This is a genomic window from Microcoleus vaginatus PCC 9802 (assembly GCA_022701275.1).
GTDB classification, from domain to species: domain Bacteria; phylum Cyanobacteriota; class Cyanobacteriia; order Cyanobacteriales; family Microcoleaceae; genus Microcoleus; species Microcoleus vaginatus_A.
In genome coordinates, this window is the sequence record CP031740.1 from 2,558,622 (window position 1) to 2,579,962 (window position 21,341).

The following is a 21,341-nucleotide window of genomic DNA, read 5'->3' on the forward strand; positions in this document are numbered from 1 at the left end:
CCGTTAACGATTAGCTGTTCGCGGGCTGCAAAATTTGTTATATTTTTAAGTATTAATACGAAGGAAGAATCAGATTTGCACTAGATTATAATACTAAGCTCAAATATATTTATAAAAAAATAATTATTGCTATGATAGAACTAACTGGGTATCAAATTCTCGATCGAATTTACTCAGGCACTCGCACCCTAGTTTATCGCGGCTCTCGCCTCTGCGACAAAAAATCGGTCATCATCAAAGTATTGCGGAATGAATATCCCAGCTTTAGCGAACTCTTGCATTTTCGCAATCAATACACGATCACCAAAAACCTGAATTTGCCCGGAATCATTCAAACCTACAGCTTGGAAGCCTACCGGAACGGCTATGCGCTGATTATGGAAGACTTCGGGGGCATTTCTCTGAACCAATGGACAGGGACAGGAAAAACGGTACAATCTCTGGTGGATTTTTTCCAAATAGCGATCGACCTAAGCAATACATTAGATATACTTTACCGCCACCGCATCATTCACAAAGATATTAAACCAGCCAATATTTTAATTAATCCTGAGACTAAACAAGTCAAACTCATTGACTTTAGTATTGCATCTTTGCTACCGCGAGAAACTCAAATGCTGATGAGTCCCAACGTGCTAGAAGGGACACTAAGCTATTTGTCTCCTGAACAAACAGGAAGGATGAATCGCGGCATTGACTACCGCACAGATTTTTATTCTTTGGGTGTCACTTTTTATGAATTGCTGACCGGAGAGTTGCCGTTTCAATCTAACGATCCGATGGAATTGGTACACTCTCATATTGCCAAACAACCGCCGCCCCTTGGCGAAAACAGAAGGGGAGAAATTCCCCAAGTTCTGTGGGGCATCGTGATGAAATTGATGGCGAAGAATGCCGAAGACCGTTATCAGAGTGCTTTGGGGCTAAAATTTGATTTAGAATTTTGTTTGCGTCAATTAGAAGGAAGTGGTAAAATAGAAAGCTTTGCAATCGCGCAACGGGATGTTTGCGAACGGTTCATCATACCAGAGAAACTCTACGGCAGAAAAAGCGAAGTTGCACAATTATTGGCAGCGTTCGATCGCATCTCTGGTTGCGAGACTCTTTTTGGGAAGGAGGGAAGGCGCGAGTTAATGCTGGTGGCGGGTTTTTCTGGCATTGGCAAAACTGCCATTGTGAACGAAATTCACAAACCAATTGTCCGCCAGCGCGGCTACTTCATCAAAGGCAAGTTTGACCAATTTAATCGCAATATTCCCTTCTCAGGTTTTGTCCAAGCATTTCGAGAATTAATGGGTCAATTGCTGAGTGAAAGCGAGGCTCAACTAGCAGCTTGGAAAACCCAAATTTTAGCTGCGCTGGGTGACAGCGCGCAAGTAATTATTGAAGTAATTCCTGAACTAGAGCCAATTATCTCCCAACAGCAAACCGCAACAGAACTGTCTGGGACGGCGGCACAGAACCGCTTTAATTTACTCTTTCAAAAATTCCTGCAAGTATTCACCACAAAAGAACATCCCTTAGTAATTTTCCTCGATGATTTGCAGTGGGCTGATGCGGCATCTTTGAAATTGATGCAGTTGTTGATGAGCGAGTCAGACGCCAGATATCTATTATTAATAGGAGCTTATCGCGACAATGAAGTTTCTGCAGCTCATCCTTTGATGTTGGCGCTAGAGGAGATTGGGAAAGCACAAGCTGCAATCAAAACGATTACATTAGCCGCTCTGACTGAAACCAGTTTAAATCAACTCGTTGCCGATACGCTTAGCTGTTCGCCCGCAATCGCACAACCATTAACTCAACTAATTTATCAAAAAACCAAAGGCAATCCCTTTTTTAGCGTGCAGTTCCTGAAAATGCTGCACGATGAGGGGCTGATTAAGTTTGACTTTGATGAGGGCAATTGGCAATGCGACATTGCCAAAGTAAAAGCATTAGCAGTAACGGATGATATCGTTGACTTTATGGCCTTGCAGTTGCAAAAATTGCCGCCAGCGACTCAGAATGTCTTAAAGTTGGCGGCTTGTATTGGCAATCAATTTGATTTGGGTACTTTGGCCGTTGTTTCTGAGCAATTAGCAACAGAAACGGCGGCGGATTTGTGGAAGGCATTGCAAGAGGAGTTAATCCTGCCTGAAAGTGAAGTCTACAAGTTTTATATGGGGCAGGAAAAACAGGAACAGGCACAAAATTCCGAGGTGGTGAATTACAAGTTTCTGCACGATCGCGTCCAGCAAGCCGCCTATTCCCTGATTCCTGAAGACCAAAAACAATCCGTCCATTTGCACATTGGGCAATTGCTATTCGCTCGAACCTCAGCAGAGCAACTAGACGAGAGAATTTTTGCGATTGTCAGTCAATTTAATCGGGGCATCGATCGCATTGCAATTCAGCAGCAGCGAGACCATCTAGCCAACCTCAATTTGATGGCTGCGCGTAAAGCACGGCTCTCGGCTGCTTACCCAGCATCGGCTCAATACTGTGAGATAGGGCTGCAACTTTTAGCCACTGACAGTTCGGATCAATGGATGAGACAGCCCCTTCTTACTTCAGAACTGCATATTGAAGCTGCTAATTCAGCCTGTCTGATTGGGGCATTTGAGCGGGTAGATGCTTGCGTCGAGGCAGTTCTCCAACATACGTCAAACCCCCTAGAACAAGTTAAAGCCTTAGAAATAAAGATTCAATCCTTGATTGCCCGCAATCAATTATCAGACGCGATTCAGGTGGCAGGGGCAATTCTTCAAGAGTTGGATGTGGAGTTGCCAGAACATCCCACCCAAGACATGGTAGCCCCTGCTCTCAATGCTATTGGCGATCGACTGATGAGTGTGGATGTAATGAATTCACCAAGGATGAGCGATCCACAGAAGCTGGCTGCAATGAATATTCTCAGCAGTATGGCTTCAGCAGCCTATATCGGTTCGCCAGCCCTGTATCCCTTGATTGTTCTCAAACAAATTGAATTGTCACTTCAGTTTGGAAATGCGATCCAAACACCCTATGCTTATTCAACCTATGGACTAATTCTCTGTGCATATGGTGGGCAAATTGTAGCCGGAAATCATGCTGCTGATATCGCGATCGCCTTGATGGAAATGTTTAAAGCATCAAGTTTTAAAGCGAAAATTTTCAATTTAGTTTATCCATTTGTTCGCATTTGGCAGGAGCCGATGCACACTGTACTGATGCCTTTGCTGGAAGGCTATCAAGGGGGTTTGGAAACGGGAGATTTGGAGTTCGCTGCTTACTGTGCCTATAACCGCTGTCAACTCGCTTATGCTGCGGGAAATGAACTTCTACAACTGGGAGAAGAGATGCAAACCTATACAGAGGCGATCGCCCAGCTCAAACAAACAACTGCTCTAAACTTTCAGCAAATTGTGCAACAGGCCGTCTTAAATTGGACAGGTGAAGCCGACTATCCCCAGAAATTGGTTGGAGAAGCTTACGATGAAACGACACGATTACCTCAGCATAAATTAGCAGGAGATACTTACTCGATCGGGAGCGTCTATGCTCATAAATTGATTCTGGCTTACCATTTTGGGCAACCCCAGGAAGCTCTGGAAATAGCTCAAATTGCCGAGAAAACTATTGGTGGCATTATCGGAACTGTGTTCTATGGAGTCTTTTATTTCTATCATGCACTGACGTTACTCGCAAACACAAACACCTTGCCAATTAGTGAAGCGGTTACGAAGGATCTTGAGCAACTTACTAACTGGGCAACTCATGCACCCATGAACTTTGCCCACAAATGCGATTTAATTCGAGCCGAACAGCAGCGAATTTTAGGACACAAAGCAGAGGCGATCGACCTCTACGATGGCGCGATCTTCCTCGCTAAAGAAAACCAATTTCTCAACGAAGAAGCCTTAGCCAACGAACTCGCCGCTAAATTCTACCTCAATTGGGGCAAAGAAAAAGTCGCCGCAGGCTATATGCAGGAAGCCTACTATTGTTACGCCCGCTGGGGAGCAAAAGCCAAAACCGATGACCTAGAAAAACGTTATCCCGATCTGCTGCGCCCCATCTTACAACAGGCAGCCCAACCCCTCTCTATTTTAGAAACCCTATCCACCCTCACCAATTCAACCTACTCCTTTCATTCGAGCGCCCACCACACTAGCTCCAGTACCTCCATCAACCAGGCTCTAGATTTTTCTACCCTGCTGCAAATCTCCCAAGTCATCTCCAGCACGATCGACCTGGATGAGTTGTTGCAAATTGTGACCCAAACCATGTTACAAAACTCGGGAGCCGATCGCTGTGTACTGATGCTCTGCCAAGATCAACAATGGCAAGTGCGGGCGATGGCTACCGGGGAATACATTAGCCTGCAAACGGAACCCCTAGAGAACAATCCTACCGTTCCGGTTAAATTAATCCACTATGTAAAAAACACCATAGCAACAGTTGTCATCGATCAGCTCAAAACTGATCTGCCTGTGATTGACGATTATTTAGAGTACCACCAACCAGAGAGTTTGCTGGGTTTGCCAATTCTAAATCAGGGGAATTTGGTCGGCATTTTGTATCTAGAAAATCGGATAACCAGTGGAGTGTTTAGTCGCGATCGCGTCCTACTGCTGAATTTTCTCTCTAGTCAAGCGGCGATCGCTCTGGAGAATGCCCGCCTCTATCACCAAGTGCAGCAGACTTTGAATGAACTTCAGCAAACTCAGATGCAAATGATCCAAAGTGAAAAGATGTCAGCATTAGGTAATCTCGTGGCAGGGGTTGCCCATGAAATCAATAACCCCGTTGGTTTTATTACCGGGAACATTAATGAAGCTCATGCTGGAGTCCAAGACTTAATTGATTATTTGCGCCTCTATCAAGAAACGTTTCCTCAACCGGCAGCAGAATTGATTGAGAAAGCAGAGGAAATAGATTTAGATTATCTCGTAGAAGATTTACCCAAAATGTTGAGTTCCATGAAAATAGGATGCGAGCGCATCAGAAACATCAGCACCTCACTCCGCACTTTCTCTCGCGCCGATACGGCACATAAAGTTGAGGCTAATATCCACGAAGGACTCAATAGCACTTTGATGATTTTACGCCATCGCCTGAAAGCGAACGACAAGCATCCTGAAATTAAAATCATTAAAGAGTACGGCAATGTTCCAAAAGTAAAATGTTATTTGGGACAATTAAACCAGGTATTTATGAATCTGTTGGCCAATGCGATAGATGCCTTAGAAGAATCCAATCAAGGACGGACTTTTGCCGAGATTCAAGCCCACCCCAATCAAATTACTATTCGGACACAAGTAGAAAGGAAAAATGTAAGAATTTCCATCGCCGATAACGGAAATGGAATGTCCGAAGAGGTCAAAAATAGGATTTTTGACCATCTATTTACCACTAAGGACGTGGGCAAAGGAACTGGGTTAGGACTGGCGATCGCGCGTCAAATTGTAGAAGAAAAACACGGCGGTAAACTGAGTTGTATTTCTTCACTGGGAGAAGGAACGGAGTTTGTCATTGAGATTTTAATTGATTAAAACTCATGACTAAAGACTAAGGACTATTGCAGCGGCAAAAATACTGTCATCACCTCACCCTTTTGGGGCCGCTGGCGAATTACCAACTTCCCGCCAGCAGCCCGAAATAAATTCTTAGTCACGCTCAAATTTAAACTCAAACTTCCCGTCTCCGGCTGCACCATCAACAAAGGCCCGATCGAGCGCAAAGGACCATTAGCCTTAGCTGCAAAAGTCGATGCGCCATTATCTTCAGGTAGGTGTTCCGATTCCAACTGCAACTTTAACTGATCACCGGCCAATGTCACCTCCACCTGAATGCGACTCCCCGAGGGCAAAGTTCGAGTAAAATTCTCAATCAAATTAGTTAAAACCTGATCCAACATCGTCGGATCGCTGACTACCGCCGGCAACTTTTTCGGCACAATAACTTCCAAAGTATGGTTGCGAACACTCGCCTGTTTTTGCCAGCGGGGAATGCTATTTTGCAGAACTTCACCTAGGGACATTGCTGTTAGCTGCACGCCCGAATTTTTAGCTTGCGACATTTCCAATTCCACGGCGCGGAAAATTAAACCGAAGCGATCGATCTGAGCGGTACACTCAGCATCAATCATTTCCAAACGCTTGACCACGATCGGCTCAAGTTTGGGACGTTTGAGCAGCAATCGAGTCAGGGTGCGAATGGTAGCTAAAGGTGTGCGGACTTCGTGGGCGATCGCCTGTAGCAATTCCACCTCTTTAGTAGCCAGAGGAATTGGAGATTTGCAGTTGATATCTGTAGCCGATAACTTTTGATGCCTCGGGTTCAAACCATCATCAATTCTTTCATCCTTTATCCTGCCTGCTTCATCTTTCCCAAGCGGTAAATTATGTAACAGCAAGCGGCTGAACTGCATCACTGTTTGATAATGGGGTTCCACAGGCAAAAACTGCTGGAACAGCGCGTCTAATTTAGTAGAATTATTAGTTAATTGGCTAACTGGTAAATTGAAGCTAGCGTCAGAATTGGCAAGCAAACATTCGCTTTCAGTCACCCTGCGCCGCAAAACCTCCCAAGCTTTGGCGACTACTTGCGGATCGAAAGAAAATAGAAAAGCCGGAATTCCCGCAGAATTTTCACCCAAAACCATCACCAGGCTAAAACTAGCAGTTAAAACCAAACAAAACTGCTCGTTGGCTAAGGGATCACCACTTGTCAAAGCCAAAGCCGGGGCCGCCGCAGGCATAGATGTTTGGACATCAGCCGCGGGCATTAAAGCTAAAGTTTGTCTAGCCCGAAAAGACCACAAAGCTGCATCGTTTTCGGGAATACTGGTAAAAATCCAATTGGCAAAGCCCGAAGCCAAAGCGGGGTCAGTCAAAACCGAAGACGGGCCCGACAAAACCAATCCCTGACAGGAATTGGGGATTGTCGATCGACAATTTGCTCGATCGGCATCTGTTTTTTGTCCTGATTTTTGCCGGTCGAGCATTTGATTCAAAGCTGCGATCGCTCCGTACCATTCCTGTTCAGCTTTCAGCCGAGAAGCCCCACGGCTTGCAGGACACCGATGGCGGTTGTTTTCTCCCGCCAACTTAGCATCAAAGAGACTCAGGTCATTTTCTTGGCCTTCGGAGGCTAAAATTTCGCTTATTGTCGGTAAAAAGTAAGTATTCACAGTTATAAACCCACCTTCGGAGGCATGAAGGGTGAAGTATTTATGTATAGGAAAGTTCAGGAGTTAGGAGTCAAGCACTAGCACGATCGAAAAATCCCGCATAACTTCTTGCACCTTCCTCCTAACTCACAGGATATCCACATTTGTCAACTAACGATATTGGCAGAACCGTACCAATAAGCCGCAATCTCCGCGCTTGGGGCGATATTTTGCACGATCGCCCTGACAAAAGTGCAAAATGAAGTAAGTTAAACACCGTGCTTTCCTTATGCCCACCTCGATCGCCGACTCGAAAAATCTGCTGTCAGACTTAATGGCACGCTACCGGAACCAAGTCGATTATCTGGCAATTCGACTCGAAGAAGCCGAAGGCACCGACATCCTGCTGCGGGGCGAAAAAATTGAAACCCTCAGCGAAGGAGTCTCAATTGGCGGCCAAGTCAGAGCTTGTCACAAAGGCGGCTGGGGCTTTGCCAGTTTTAACCGACTTTCCACCCTCGCCGAAAGAATCGAAGAAGCCATCGCGGCAGCCAAACTGATCGGGGAAGAAGAAACGATTCTGGCGCCTGTCACCCCAATACAAGACATTTGCTTGCTGCCGCTGACAGGAACAGACCCCCGTCTGGTTCCCCTAATTGACAAAAAGCAATTGTGCGATCGCTACGCGGCGATTCTCCGCAGCATTGACCCCCGCATCGCCACAATCTCCGTGCGCTACGGCGACAGCACCCAGCGGATGCTCCTGGCCACCTCCGAAGGCACCATGCTCGAACAAGGTTGGGCAGACATGGAAATGCGCTTTGCAGCCACCGCCCGGAGTGGGGAAACCGTACAAACCGGCCGCGAAACCACCGGTTCCCGCAAAGCCTACGAAGATTTAACCGATCTCGATGTTCAAGTTCGCAGCGCCGCCCAGAGAGCCGTAGATTCCCTAGCCTTACCCCCCGTCCAAGGCAACACCTACACCGTCGTCATTGACCCGATTTTGACCGGATTGTTCGTCCACGAAGCCTTCGGACACCTTTCCGAAGCCGACATGGCCTACGAAAATCCCGACATCTTGGAAATTATGACCCTCGGTCGCCAGTTCGGTCCCAAAAACTTGCAAATTTTCGACGGTGCAGCGCCAGAGGGACACCGGGGCAGCTATTTCTACGACGATGAAGGCACTCCGGCGACTACTACTCAGTTAATTAAAGACGGCGCTTTAGTCGGGCGGCTGCACTCGCGGGAAACTGCTGGCAAGTTGGGAGAAACGCCTACTGGCAATGCTCGCTGTTTGAATTATCATTATCCGCCAATCGTCCGCATGACGAATACTTGGATCGAACGGGGTGACACGCCAGTTGCTGACTTATTTTCTGGTATCAAAGAAGGAGTTTATGCGCGCAATTGGCAAGGCGGCATGACTAACGGCGAAATGTTTACTTTCAGTGCGGGCGAAGCTTGGATGATCCGCGACGGAAAACTAGACAATCCGGTGCGCGATGTTACTCTTTCGGGTAATGTTTTCACCACTTTAGCTGATATTGAGGCGATCGGCGACGATTTCTACTGGGATGAATCCGGCGGCTGCGGCAAGGCAGGACAAAGCGGTTTGCCCGTGGGGTGCGGCGGCCCGAGTTTGCGGATTCGCGATGTCGTTGTTGGTGGCGAAGCTGCGGAAGAAGATTAAAGCTTCAAAAGTTTAAAAAATAAAGGTAAAGCGCCAGATTCCTACTCGCGCTTTACCTTTATTTTTTGAGTGCAACATTTCGCGCCCGTTTGTGGTGTCTGATATTGTGACGAGATTGGGCAAAAAAACCGGAATAGCGAACAATTATGCCTTGAGTCGTCAAATACCGCTAAAAAATCGGTTTTTTGCTACGCAGTACGTAAGTCCCCAATTAATAAATCGAAATCTTCAATTTTTCTCTTCTTATCCCAATTTTTAATTCTCCCATTCTCCCCCTAATTCCCTGCAATTATTGCTTTTTTCTGCTTTATCTCCCCCCGCCTCGGTCTGGCGGCTCATTTTTATCGTTATCTGCATCTGCGTCAAAGGTCGGAGTGTCGGCTAGAGTGGTTAAAATTTCGGGAGCAGAGTTGTCTTGAGCAAAAAAGGTCGATCGAGTTTCTAAGCTTTGAGCGTTAACTGCGGTGCCGCTCAGTAATAGGCTTGACATCAGGATGGAAGAGTAAAGGCGCATCATAAATTTTGGTGTTTGTATTTTCCCCTTCTTGATACGCAGTCTGTACTCGGCTATCAGGATAAAAAAAATAATTGCGGTGAAATCATCAATTAGTAAGTAAGGGCACCTGCAATTTTTTTGAGTTTTGGTTAAAAGCGGGTGAAATCCATCATCTAGCTCGCTTGTTCGCGGATAATTTCTAGTTATCTGCTACTGGCGGGCAACCATCTGAATTCAAGACCATGTTCAAAAAAAGAATGCTACTCTATGCCCGTGTTCCCAACCGTGGTAGTTATATAGCAATCCTTGCTGGAGTCGTAAATTTTTTACCCCACCCCAACCCTCCCCGAACCCGCTCGCTCGGGAGTAAGAAATTCACAAATGATGCGAGGATTGCTATAAATCATTCCCAAATCTAAAATCTAAAATCTAAAATCTAAAATGGTATGACCCTGGAATCCTCTTGAAACGGCTTTCCAACAAGGAAAGGGAAACCCCCAATTGTAAAGTTTTACTACTTTTATGATTAACTTCATAATTTATTGAGGTGAAGCGGCAACCCGGGGATTAAACACGCAACAGGAGAGTACCCAGGCGCGCCATCAGCACCTTACATATAAATATCTTGGTGAATGAGATTTATTAAAGCGGGCACTGCCTAATTTTTCACATTAACTTCATAAATGGTTGCTATTGTATTTTTAAATAAATTGTGAACCTTTGATTTTTTCTGATTTTTTCTGATTTTTTCCGATCTTTTCTGATCTTTTCTGATCTGGCTTTGTGACAAGAGCGGTTACGCGCCACCCCAAAGGAGGAGTCGAAAGCGGTTGGGGAAAAAAAACCCGTTTACAAAATGGTGGAGTCAATCTCAAATCTCAACTCTCAAATCGAACTGGCGCGCAGGGAGTAAAAAAAATTGGTTTTAAAACTGATATCGCGGAGTCAATCTCAAATATCAAATCTCACAGCGATTGACTTGCACATCTACCTGCAGGAATAGCGAGTCGAGGGTGGACGAGTTGTCCAAAATAACATCAGCTTGTTGACATTTTTGAGCTAGCGGCAACTGAGTGTTAATGCGGGCCTGAGCTCGATCGTAACTCAAGCCGTCTCGCTGCATTAGGCGTTCTAACTGCACTTCGGGTGAACAGTACACCACCCAAATTTCGGTACACAAGTCAGTCATATTAGCTTCAAACAGCAATGGCACTACTAAAACCAAAGTCAAAGTGTCAGTGGGGGCGCAGAAACCGGAGTTTTTTTCAACAATTCTTCGTTCTAGGTTTTGATTGCGGTGAAAAAACCTGGTTTCTTGAGTTTTTGTACCTAAATTCTGTGTGTCCTGGGATACGGGAGTCAATGCCGCAATGCCGCTTTGAGTTTCCTCAACAAATCTGCGACGCACGTAAGGGTGAATCTGTTGTTCCAACCACTGGCGCTCCGCTGGGTTACAAAAAATAATACTTCCCAACTCTGGCCGATTTAAAGTGCCGTCGGGGAGCAAAATACCGGCGCCGTATCGTTCTACAATAGAGTCAAGTATTGGCGAACCGGGGTTCACAGCTTCGCGGGCGTAAATATCGGCATCTAAAATCGGAAATCCACAGGTATCTGCCAGATAATTAGATATAGCGGTTTTACCGGTGGCTATGCCCCCAGTTAAACCAATCAGACGCACAATTCGATCGCTCATAATTTTCTCTGTTTAAACTTCCTGTGTTTCGACACTTACTGTCAGTCTTTGCTATGTTGGTGACACAATCAAATTTAGACTTAAAATTTAAGATTTGCGATCGAGAGTTCGCGTTAGGAAGTGTCAGCATTGGGGTGCGATCGACTCTTTTTTACCTAAAATCTCAATTTTAAACTCGAATCAAGGTCTAGACCGAGGCAAACTTATGAATGCTCAACGTGCTGTGCGGTCGATTCTGGCAGCCATTCCCCTTGCTGGATTTTTGATATTAGATTTTTTCCCCAACCTGGTTTTCCTCAAAGAAAACAGCAGGGGATGGATACTCGTGGCAATTTATCCCCAATCTCAAATTGCTGCGGCACAATCTATTATTTCAGCCCCAGACGGCACCGGAACCGCTGTCACCGCCCCAGGTACAGGGTCGCCCCCTCGCTACGACATTAAAGGCGGCACTCCCTCCAGAGACGGAGCAAATCTGTTCCACAGTTTTACTCGGTTCGGTCTGAATTCTGGCGAAACTGCCAATTTCATCTCCAATCCAACCGTTAAAAATATCCTCGGGCGCGTTGTCGGCGGGGACGCTTCCTTAATTAACGGTCTAATTCAAGTTAGTGGCGGCAATTCTAACTTGTTGCTGATGAATCCCGCAGGCATCATCTTCGGAGCCAATGCCAGACTCGATGTGTCCGGGTCTTTTTTTGCTACCACCGCTAGCGGTATCGGTTTTGACGACCGTTGGTTCAACGGTACAGGCGCGAACGACTACCCAGCCCTAGTCGGAGCGCCGAATGCTTTTGTTTTTGGCTCACAGCCCGCGAGTATTGTCAATGCCGGTAACTTGGCTGTCAAAACCGGGCAAAATTTGACTTTGCTCGGCGGTACGGTCATCAGTACAGGGCAACTTTCAGCCCCGGGCGGTCAAATTACTGTGGCGGCTGTCCCGGGGGAAAATCTCGTGCGGTTCAGTCAAAACGGACTTTTGCTGAGTTTAGAAGTTTCTCCAGCAGCCGGAGTGTCGGGTTCGGAAGCTGTTCCCTTCTCTCCCCAGAGTTTACCAGGGCTGCTCTCGGGTCCCGGCGTGGCTAACGCTACGGGTATAACTACGAACGCTCAAGGTGAAGTTGTGCTGACAGGCGGCCAAACAGTGCCAGGAGGTGCTGGAACTGCGCTGGTAGCGGGTTCTGCGGACGTGTCTGCTACGGGGGGCGTGGGAGGAAGCGTCAACGTGTTGGGCGACAAGGTAGGGCTGTTGGGAGCGAAGATTGAGGCTTCGGGACCCGACGGCGGCGGAACGGTGCGGATCGGGGGAGATTACCGAGGCGAGGGAACTGTGCCGGATGCCAGGATAACTTACGTGGATGGCAAAAGTTCGATCGCTGCCAACGCAACTGAATCAGGGAACGGCGGCAGAGTTGTGGTCTGGGCTGACAACACAACAGCATTTTTGGGCAGCATCAGCGCCAATGGCGTTTCTGCAACAACCACCGCAGGTGTTGGGGGGTTTGTGGAAGTTTCGGGCAAGCAAAGATTGATTTTTAACGGTACTGTTGATACCTCTGGGACAAACGGTTTGGGGACTTTGCTGTTAGATCCAGAAAATATTTTAATTACAGATTCCCCAGAACGTGCGGGCGATGCGGAAATAATTGCCAACAATAATATTTTGGCAACAGGAACGCTACCAGGACAGGAAAACAATTCTGAGCCTTCGCTGACAATTTCGGCTAGAGCTTTGGAAAGTATGTCGGGTACGTCAAATGTGGTTCTCGAAGCGCTCAATGATATTACAATTGCTGATTTGGCGGACAATCAGTTGAGCTTTCAAGCAACTACTGGTTCGGTAACATTGAGAGCAGATGCCGATCGCAATGGTGCGGGTGCTTTTTCGATGAATGCGGGCGATACAATTAGCACGGCTGGCGGTGCGATCGCCATTTCGGGAAATCAAATTACTGCGGGCAATTTGTCGAGTAACGGCGGAAATATTAGTTTGATTAGTCAGGGTTCGACAGTTGCAAACAATATTTCTTCATCCAATCCCAGCAGCGGCAGCAGCGGGAATATTTTGCTCGACGGCGTGAACGTAACGGCCCAAAAACTTGATGCCAGCGGCCAGGAAGCGACGGGAAATGTAACTGTGACGGCTCGGAATGTTCTGGGAGTGAGCTTCGTCGCAGGGGGTTCGGGAAACATTACTTTGACTGGTGATGAAATTAATTTTAAAGGCGACAAAAATTCAGTCAGTGGTACTGGCTTTTTGGTACTGCAACCTTGGAGTCCCGGTCAAAATATTGCGATCGGCGGTTCTGGAGATGTCGGTACTAATATTTATTTGAATCTGACGGCAAGCGACCTCGGAAGTTTGGAAAATGGGTTTGCTGGAATTACGATCGGCCGCAGCAACGGTATCGGTTCAATTCTGATTGCCAACGATTTCACATTTTACGATCCGCTAATTATTCAATCGCCAGCGGGTTTGGGAACAATCACTACCACAAGTTCCCTGACAGGGGCAGACAATGCCTCAATTACTATCAAAGGTGATGGTAATATCCGTACCGGAAATATCACTACCAACAATCAGGAAATTCGCATCGTCAGCACCGCAGGCAATGTCACAACCGGTCGGCTACTTACTGGAACTTCCCGCACCATCAACACTTCTGTCAATTCTTCCGAAAATACAGGCAATTCGGCGGGAGATGTTAGTGTTACCGCACAAGGCACGGTAACTGCCGGGGCGATCGACACGAGGGGCGATCGCGCGGGGAAGGTGACGCTGACGGGGCGCAATCGAGTCACCGCAGGGGCGATCGAAGCTGGCGACTCGCAAACAGGCGGAGATGTTACCCTGACGGGCAACGAAATTGACTTGACGGGTGACAAAAATTCGATCGCCAGCAACGGCAATCTGGTGTTGCAACCGGCTGATCCAAGCCAAAATATTATAATTCAAGGTTCTGACGATACAGAAGCTCTGAACTTGACTGCTGCTGAATTGAACACTTTTCGGAATGGGTTTGCTTCGATCATGATCGGGCGCGCTGACGGTAGCGGGGTGATCTCGATTCCTTCTGGAACGCCAAATTCAACGCCAAATTCAACGCCAGTGGCGGTGACATTTCAAGATCCGACGACGATTCGATCGCCCAATGGTGCAGGCGCGATCGTGGGAACGGGTGCGATCGTCGGCACTGATAACGCCACGATCTCTCTGATGGGCGGTACTATAGCCGTCGGAGACGTTACCTCGACTGCGGGGATTAACATCACTACCAGTCAAGGCAAGTTGACCGCTGGTACGGTTTCATCTCGCTCAACTTCCGGGGTGGCGGGCCCTATCAATATTCGCAGCGCCGGTGCGGTAGAAACCGGCAACATCGATGCTTTTGGTGGCAGAAGCGGGGGAGATATTTCGATTGCGGCGCCGGGCCGGATCGTTACAGGGGTGATCAACTCGAGTTCGCAATCGGGAAGTGCCGGTTCGAGCCAAATTACGGGGCGGAAAGATATTGAAGTTGTTTCGATCAAAGCTCGTGGCAATACCGGCGGCGATGTGGCAATCGAAGCCGGGGGAGCATTTCGGGCTGCGGGAACCGGAACGGCTGCTGAGCGCGCCCCGGTCAGCATTTCTACAGACGGGCTGGCTCAATCGGGTTCACAGACGCTGCTGCAAAGCACTTGCCCGTCGGGAACCTGCACGGCGGCGACTGTTGGGACGGGAAACTCGAAGTCGAACACTGCCACATCCTCAACGGCGATCGGGCCGCTGGCGATCGTGCCGAGTCCGGCACCAACTAGCAGCGTGGAACTGCAAACTACAGGCAATTCTCAACAAATTGTGACTCAGGTGAGTCTCCCTCCCGCAGCCTCGGTGCCAAAGGGCAGTACCACAAATGTCTCGCCAGAACCTGCTGCTACGTCTGTTGATGCGCGACCCAACGAGACTGCGGTCGGCTCCTCGGTAGTGCTGTCGCCCTCGGTGTTAAAAGACAATTTGGGCGCGCCTGCGACGAGAGAAAACGGCAGCGTGGCAACAACTCCACAGAAGCCTGCGAGTGCGGTGAGTGCAGAAAGTATCGGGAATGTGAGGGTTCCTGAGATTTCTAGATCGAGTTCGATGGCGCAAATAAGTCCGATCGACGCAGTGCAGCAAAGGGATAGAACTCAGGGCCGGGAATTTGAACGTTACTTTGGGGGTAATCTCACTGAAAAGTCAGTCACGCAGCAAAGTATTCGAGATACTCTCAGCAGCGTCAATCGGTTGACTGGGGTTAAACCCGCCATCCTTTACGTGTGGGCGAAAGAAAAACATTTAGAACTTGTGTTGTTATTGCCAGACGGCAAAAATGTTTTTAAAAGCGTGCCTGCAAGCCGCGAGACAGTGCTGCAAGTTGCTAAAGAATTCACTAATGCTATCAGAACTCCTAGGAGATTGAATGCTGCTAATTACAAGGAATCTGCCGAGCAACTTTACCAGTGGTTAATTGCACCGCTGCAACCGGAATTGGAGGCTAACAAGATTGACACTTTGGTGTTTTCGATGGACGCCGGTTTGCGAACTTTGCCTTTGGCTGCTCTTTACGACGGCAAGCAGTTTTTGGTAGAAAAGTACAGTTTGGGGCTGATTCCGAGTTTGAGTTTAACTGATACTCGCTATGCCGATGTTAAGGGTTCTGAAGTGTTAGCGATGGGGGCGTCGAATTTTCCTGCCAAATACGATCAAAATCCTTTGCCTGCGGTGCCGTTGGAAATATCGACAATTGTCGGCAAGATTTGGCCGGGTTCGTCTTTTCTCAATGAAGCTTTTACTTTGGCAAATTTGAAGGACAAGCGCAATCAACCGCAATACAAAATTATTCATTTAGCTACTCACGGGGATTTTCAGCCTGGGGGGGCGGAAAATTCTTATATTCAGTTTTGGGATACTAAGTTGCGGTTGAATCAGTTGGAGCAGTTGAAGCTATCTAACCCGCAGGTGGAGTTGTTGGTTTTGAGTGCGTGTACTACGGCGGTGGGAGACGAACAAGCTGAGTTGGGGTTCGCGGGGTTGGCGGTGCACGCGGGGGTAAAATCGGCTTTGGCGAGTTTGTGGTATGTCAGCGATGTCGCTACTTTGGGGCTGATGACTGAGTTTTACCAGGAGTTGCGTACAGCGCCGATTAAGGCTGAGGCTTTGCGGCAAGCGCAGTTGGCGATGCTGCGGGGAGAAGTGCGGTTGCAAGATAATTATTTGGTGCGATCGGGCAACAATCAAGCTCTGCCTTTGCCGTCGGAGTTGACCACCAGGGGCGATCGAAATTTCTCGCATCCTTATTATTGGGCTGCTTTTACCATGATCGGTTCGCCTTGGTAATTCTGAAGGAGGAAGGAATCAGGGTGCGATGTTCAAACTCACTAATAACTCATGACTGATGACTCATGATTAATTGCTAGCTGCGATTTGACTCAAGCCTTGGAGGATTCGGAGTACATCATGTAAATTATTAGTGCGAGGGCTAATTCCACATAAATCAGATCTGCTATATCGAGGTGATTCTCCTTTGACTAATTTAACAAGGATGAAACTGCCACCTGTAGCAATCATGCCCTAATTAGGTTTCTCCGGGTTGGGATTTGCCAGCATATAAGCTAAGATTTGCGCCAAGCCTGCTTCGAGCGAAAACGAAACTCGTTTCGTTTCTATTGCCATCAGCTACAAATGCTCTTTTAAAACAAAACTATCGATGCTGCCTTTGATGATAACGCCTTCACCCTCTTCGGAAATTTCGACTGATTTTTCTGCTTTAATTTAGAAAGGATGCAGATAAAACTCGCCGACCAATAACAGCGGAGAGACGAGCGACAAACTGATGGTTTTTTCCAGCATCGGCGGATAATCCAGCAAGTTGAAGTAACCGGCTTTAATCTGATATAGGTGTCGTTTTTGAAAGTGTGTGATTTCTGGCAACTCGTCTTGCCATTCTATGAAAAATTGGTCGTGTGTGACAAGTTGCAGGTCAAAAAGTGTTTTTAATTATTCTAAGGTGACATTTGTAACGGCAATTGTTGGAGCCCTAATTTTAGCCTGTTAATTTTATGGCTAGTTAGAATTTTATCAAATTTCCAGCTAATATTATGTCTCCAGGAACGATAATAACAAAATTGGTTCGTAGTGAGGACGGAGAGTCCTAATCCAGAGCGCTCTGACTTGCATTCCTCACTACGAAATGGTAACGGTTATTTTATTGAAGATGATATAATAAGTCAAAATTGAATTCTGCTAATTCCAAATTTTTTGCAAATTGAGAACAAATCCCGGCAAAACATTTTCCCCAGAAAGCGTGAGAGGAGATTGTAGAACTTCCACATCTTGGCCGGGGCGATAAATTTCAACTTCCCGTTTTTTGCGGTTAATCAGCCAACCCAAACGGCAGCCGTTTTCCATATATTCTTGCATTTTTTCCTGAGTCTTTTTCAAGCTGTCCGTTGGGGAGAGGATTTCGACAGCAAAATCGGGACAAAGCGGGATGAATTTTTCTCTTTGTTGAGGTGTTAAAGCTTCCCAGCGCGATTTTTCTACCCAAGACGCATCGGGAGAGCGATCGGCTTTATTTGGCAGAGTAAATCCTGTTGAGGAATCAAAGGCTTCACCGAGTTGGGTTTGTTCGTTCCAAAGTCCAATCTGTAAGTTAAATTTTGAGTTGCTTCTTCCCGTTTCTCCTCCGGTTGGCGGCATGGCAATTAATTCTCCGCTGGCATTCCTTTCGAGTTTCAATTCCGGGTTTTCTTGGCACAGTTGATAAAACTGTTCTGAAGTTAGTTTAATAATGGAGTTGAGGTTTAAGGTGATAGCAGTCATTGTTATTTACCTGCTGTTTGTATGAACTTGATTAAGAATTAAAAATGAATAATCCCATTTTTAATTCTTAATTCTTAAATTCTAATTCTACTGCAATTGTTTGATTCTGTTGAGCGCGTCTAGATACGCACTTGTTCTGCCACCTTGCTTGTAAAGTTCTGCTGCTTTTTGAAAGTCAGCAATTGCTTTCGGTTGGTCTTTGTTGTCCATGTAAGCTAAAGCTCGGTTGTAGTAAGCGTCGGCAAAACCGGGATTGGCTTCGATCGCCCGCGTGTATGCTTGAATAGCATTGGAACCGCGTGTGGGTTCGGTTTGAGACAAGCCAGCGGTGATGAAAGTGCGGGCATTACCGATATTAAAATACAATTCAGGGGTATATTTGGGCTTGAAAGCGAGTGCTCTGTTGAAATGGGCGATCGCCTCCCAAGCATCTCCTTGATCTAACAGCGAAAGTCCTCGAAAATAATAGGCTTGGGCGTCTTGCGGATTGGCGGTGGAAACCGGGCCGCTGGTTGGGGGAGTATTGTCTACTTTCAACTCGGATTTGTTGATTCCCGCCGCCACTAGCTTGGCGATAAATGTATTGATGGGAACTGCTGCGTTAAATCCGGTTTTAATCGGGGCGACTTCGCCGGAACTGGTTTGAGCGAAACCGAATTCCCCTTGTCCGTGTAAACCGATGACTCGGCCTTCGGAGTCAAAAACTGGGCCGCCACTCATGCCACTCCAAGTTACGGCCTGATACCGCAAAGTGTAACCTTCCGGGCGGTTGCCCGGGCGGCTGGTAACGAGTCCGGGAGAGAGTTCGGGTTCTCGTTCAGCGCCGAAAAGTCCGCCCGTAGCGGGATAGCCGTAAACGAAGATTTGAGTGCCGATGACGGCTTGATCGGAATCTGCGATCGTCGCGACTGGATATTCTTCGGGGCTTTCAAATTTGACTACGGCTAAATCTGGGTCAGTGTCGGCGGTTTGCAAACGGGTGACGGAGGTTGCTTGATAGTTTTTGCCTTTAGAGGTGCGAACGGTGTATTTCACGTCTGCTTTTTCTACGACGTGGTTGACTGTTAAAACTGTGTAAGTTTTGCCTGTTTTGGCAATAATTACGCCAGAACCGTCTCCGAGGGAACTGTTAATTTGTACTGTCAGCGGCCCAGCAATGCTGGCGACTTCTTGGGGAGTTTTGGCGATCGCAGGTTGGCTGATGACTATGGTTAAGGCTGCGGTAGTTCCTGCTAGCAGGGTGGTTAAGGTGTCATAACGAGAAAAGTTTATATTCATGGCTGTTGGTAATTTGTAGTTGGGTAGGGATAATTTGCGGATTTAGGGCGATCGATCGTTTTAATTCTTAATTCTTAAATTCTAATTCTCCTGCAATTGTTTGATTCGGTTGAGCGCGTCTTGATAGGCACTTGTTCTGCCGCCTTGCTTGTAAAGTTCTGCGGCTTTTTGAAAGTCGGCAATTGCTTTGGGTTTGTCTTGTTTTACAAGGTAAGCTAAAGCTCTGTTGTAGTAGGCGTCGGCAAAACCGGGATTGGCTTCGATCGCCAGCGTGTATGGTTCAATAGGGTTGGGATGGCGGCCGCTGTCCAATGCGGGATCGAGTAGGGCGACGTATAAAGTGCGGGCATTACCGATATTAAAATACAATTCAGGGGTGTATTTGGGCTTGAAAGCGAGTGCTCTGTTGAAATGGGCGATCGCGTCCAAAGCCTCTCCTTGATCTAACAGCGAAAGTCCTCGAAAATAATAATAATAAGCTTGGGCATCTTGCGGATTGGCGGTGGAAACCGGGCCGCTGGTTGGGGGAGTATTGTCTACTTTCAACTCGGATTTGTTGATTCCCGCCGCCACTAGCTTGGCGATAAATGTATTGATGGGAACTGCTGCGTTAAATCCGGTTTTAATCGGGGCGACTTCGCCGGAACTGGTTTGAGCGAAACCGAATTCCCCTTGTCCGTGTAAACCGATGACTCGGCCTTCGGAGTCAAAAACTGGGCCGCCACTCATGCCACTCCAAGTTACGGCCTGATACCGCAAAGTGTAACCTTCCGGGCGGTTGCCCGGGCGGCTGGTAACGAGTCCGGGAGAGAGTTCGGGTTCTCGTTCAGCGCCGAAAAGTCCGCCCGTAGCGGGATAGCCGTAAACGAAGATTTGAGTGCCGATGACGGCTTGATCGGAATCTGCGATCGTCGCGACTGGATATTCTTCGGGGCTTTCAAATTTGACTACGGCTAAATCTGGGTCAGTGTCGGCGGTTTGCAAACGGGTGACGGAGGTTGCTTGATAGTTTTTGCCTTTAGAGGTGCGAACGGTGTATTTCACGTCTGCTTTTTCTACGACGTGGTTGACTGTTAAAACTGTGTAAGTTTTGCCTGTTTTGGCAATAATTACGCCAGAACCGTCTCCGAGGGAACTGTTAATTTGTACTGTCAGCGGCCCGGCAATGCTGGCGACTTCTTGGGGCGTTTTGGCGATCGCGGGTTGGCTGATGACTATGGTTAAGGCTGCCGTAGTTCCTGCTAACAGGGTTGTTAAGGTGTCGTAACGAGAAAAATTTATATTCATGGCTATTGCTAATTAGTAGTTGGGTAGCGGGATTTGGGGGAGAAAGGGCGATCGGCGGTTTGTGCTTTTTTGTGTTTAGTTTGATTACTGATTTGACGCAAAGGATCTCGGCTTTGTTCTTTAGTGATAATTTTACTCGCTTTTTTGTTCCTCGATTCCCTTTTTCACTGTAGGTGCTTATGGGCGCACCTTACTTAATCTCAATGTAGGGCGCTGCCGAACTTACTTATTAAAACTAAATAATACATGACTCAAACTCCGTGCTTAATTCTTCCTTAGTCATCGTTCCCCGTGCGACTCGCATGACTAAATCCTATGCTCGATCGTCCGTCAAATTCAGAGTGCAAGCATTTAAACGCAAAAAGGTATCTGTCACCGCAAAAGCCGTTCGTTTATTGCCGTCAATAAAGGGGTGATTCATCGCTATGTGATAGAGATAAGCGGCAGCTTGTTCGCTAATTGTGGGATGCAAAAAATCACCGCCCAAAGTTGCTTGCGGCTGAGTTAAATGCGACTCCCACAAGCCTTCGTCTCTGGCATCTGGAGGGCCACCAAATCTCTCTATCTGTCGGGCGTGAATACTTAAAAACCTACTTGTGCTGAGTGAGAAAATAAGGAGTTGGCAAGGCGACGGTAAACGTCATTTCTTTTGCGTTCTAAATCTAGAGAGGCTTGCCATGCTTTGGATTCTATTTTTTGCTGCTCCTCAGTCTTTAAAGAACGAACAAATTCAAGCACTTTCAGCAGTACGGGTTCTGGTACTTGGTCTAGTTATTGAAAAAGTTGGTCTTTTGCAGTCCTATTTTTTTCTAAATATCTTACAACCAGTTTACAACTTATAGCTTGGTTGATTTAGATACCTGACTTCTTGAAGAAGTCAGGTATCTCGCCTTCAGGAATTATACCAAATAT

11 protein-coding genes and 2 pseudogenes are annotated in these 21,341 nt (G+C 47.2%); 4 read left to right on the forward strand and 9 right to left on the reverse strand.

Features of this window, described 5'->3' with window-relative positions; all coding sequences use genetic code 11:
* Window positions 1–131: 131 nt before the first annotated feature.
* Window positions 132–5,516 (forward strand): GAF domain-containing protein, encoded by a 5,385-nt coding sequence (locus D0A34_10485; protein UNU19236.1) that lies wholly within the window; start codon window positions 132–134, stop codon window positions 5,514–5,516.
* A gap of 23 nt (window positions 5,517–5,539) precedes the next feature.
* Here D0A34_10485 and D0A34_10490 read toward each other — a convergent pair whose 3' ends face one another.
* The gene (locus D0A34_10490) at window positions 5,540–7,156 is read right to left on the reverse strand and encodes a sensor histidine kinase (GenBank protein UNU19237.1); all 1,617 of its coding nucleotides are present in this window, start codon (window positions 7,154–7,156) and stop codon (window positions 5,540–5,542) included.
* Window positions 7,157–7,424: 268 nt separating this feature from the next.
* Here D0A34_10490 and D0A34_10495 point away from each other — a divergent pair, with 268 nt between their 5' ends.
* The gene (locus tag D0A34_10495; GenBank protein UNU19238.1) at window positions 7,425–8,831 is read left to right on the forward strand and encodes a TldD/PmbA family protein; all 1,407 of its coding nucleotides are present in this window, start codon (window positions 7,425–7,427) and stop codon (window positions 8,829–8,831) included.
* Window positions 8,832–9,138: 307 nt separating this feature from the next.
* Here D0A34_10495 and D0A34_10500 read toward each other — a convergent pair whose 3' ends face one another.
* The gene (locus D0A34_10500) at window positions 9,139–9,348 is read right to left on the reverse strand and encodes a hypothetical protein (protein UNU19239.1); all 210 of its coding nucleotides are present in this window, start codon (window positions 9,346–9,348) and stop codon (window positions 9,139–9,141) included.
* Between the two features lie 762 nt (window positions 9,349–10,110).
* Here D0A34_10500 and D0A34_10505 point away from each other — a divergent pair.
* Window positions 10,111–10,305 (forward strand): hypothetical protein, encoded by a 195-nt coding sequence (locus tag D0A34_10505; protein ID UNU19240.1) that lies wholly within the window; start codon window positions 10,111–10,113, stop codon window positions 10,303–10,305.
* Here D0A34_10505 and D0A34_10510 read toward each other — a convergent pair.
* Window positions 10,286–11,023 carry a dephospho-CoA kinase gene (locus D0A34_10510; GenBank protein ID UNU19241.1) on the reverse strand — a complete coding sequence of 246 codons (738 nt, stop codon included), beginning with the start codon at window positions 11,021–11,023 and terminating at the stop codon, window positions 10,286–10,288. The genes D0A34_10505 and D0A34_10510 overlap by 20 nt on opposite strands.
* 205 nt (window positions 11,024–11,228) lie before the next feature.
* Between D0A34_10510 and D0A34_10515 the strand changes: the two genes are divergently transcribed.
* Window positions 11,229–16,379, forward strand: coding sequence for a CHAT domain-containing protein (locus D0A34_10515; GenBank protein ID UNU19242.1), 5,151 nt, complete (start codon window positions 11,229–11,231; stop codon window positions 16,377–16,379).
* Window positions 16,380–16,448: 69 nt separating this feature from the next.
* On the opposite strand, the pseudogene D0A34_10520 reads toward D0A34_10515, so the two are convergent.
* The 6 genes and pseudogenes from D0A34_10520 to D0A34_10545 form a co-directional block, all read right to left on the reverse strand.
* Window positions 16,449–17,021 (reverse strand): annotated as a pseudogene (locus D0A34_10520) (restriction endonuclease subunit R).
* Between the two features lie 264 nt (window positions 17,022–17,285).
* On the reverse strand, window positions 17,286–17,864 hold the full coding sequence (locus D0A34_10525) for a Uma2 family endonuclease (protein ID UNU19243.1): 579 nt from the start codon (window positions 17,862–17,864) through the stop codon (window positions 17,286–17,288).
* Window positions 17,865–17,951: 87 nt separating this feature from the next.
* Complete coding sequence (locus D0A34_10530) at window positions 17,952–19,142, reverse strand: tetratricopeptide repeat protein (protein ID UNU19244.1); 1,191 nt, start codon at window positions 19,140–19,142, stop codon at window positions 17,952–17,954.
* An 81-nt stretch (window positions 19,143–19,223) separates the two neighbouring features.
* Complete coding sequence (locus D0A34_10535) at window positions 19,224–20,429, reverse strand: tetratricopeptide repeat protein (protein ID UNU19245.1); 1,206 nt, start codon at window positions 20,427–20,429, stop codon at window positions 19,224–19,226.
* Window positions 20,430–20,742: 313 nt separating this feature from the next.
* Window positions 20,743–21,042 (reverse strand): type II toxin-antitoxin system death-on-curing family toxin, encoded by a 300-nt coding sequence (locus D0A34_10540; protein ID UNU19246.1) that lies wholly within the window; start codon window positions 21,040–21,042, stop codon window positions 20,743–20,745.
* Window positions 21,012–21,257, reverse strand: a pseudogene (locus D0A34_10545) (DUF2281 domain-containing protein). Before D0A34_10545 ends, D0A34_10540 begins: the two are co-directional and overlap by 31 nt.
* Window positions 21,258–21,341: the final 84 nt, after the last annotated feature.

Bases quoted from the DNA above. Each gene is read 5' to 3' on its own strand.
- D0A34_10510 (UNU19241.1), bottom strand. From the start codon at position 11,023: ATGAGCGATCGAATTGTGCGTCTGATTGGTTTAACTGGGGGCATAGCC.
- D0A34_10530 (UNU19244.1), bottom strand. From the start codon at position 19,142: ATGAATATAAACTTTTCTCGTTATGACACCTTAACCACCCTGCTAGCA.
- D0A34_10500 (UNU19239.1), bottom strand. From the start codon at position 9,348: ATGATGCGCCTTTACTCTTCCATCCTGATGTCAAGCCTATTACTGAGC.
- D0A34_10485 (UNU19236.1), top strand. From the start codon at position 132: ATGATAGAACTAACTGGGTATCAAATTCTCGATCGAATTTACTCAGGC.
- D0A34_10495 (UNU19238.1), top strand. From the start codon at position 7,425: ATGCCCACCTCGATCGCCGACTCGAAAAATCTGCTGTCAGACTTAATG.
- D0A34_10515 (UNU19242.1), top strand. From the start codon at position 11,229: ATGAATGCTCAACGTGCTGTGCGGTCGATTCTGGCAGCCATTCCCCTT.
- D0A34_10535 (UNU19245.1), bottom strand. From the start codon at position 20,429: ATGAATATAAATTTTTCTCGTTACGACACCTTAACAACCCTGTTAGCA.
- D0A34_10525 (UNU19243.1), bottom strand. From the start codon at position 17,864: ATGACTGCTATCACCTTAAACCTCAACTCCATTATTAAACTAACTTCA.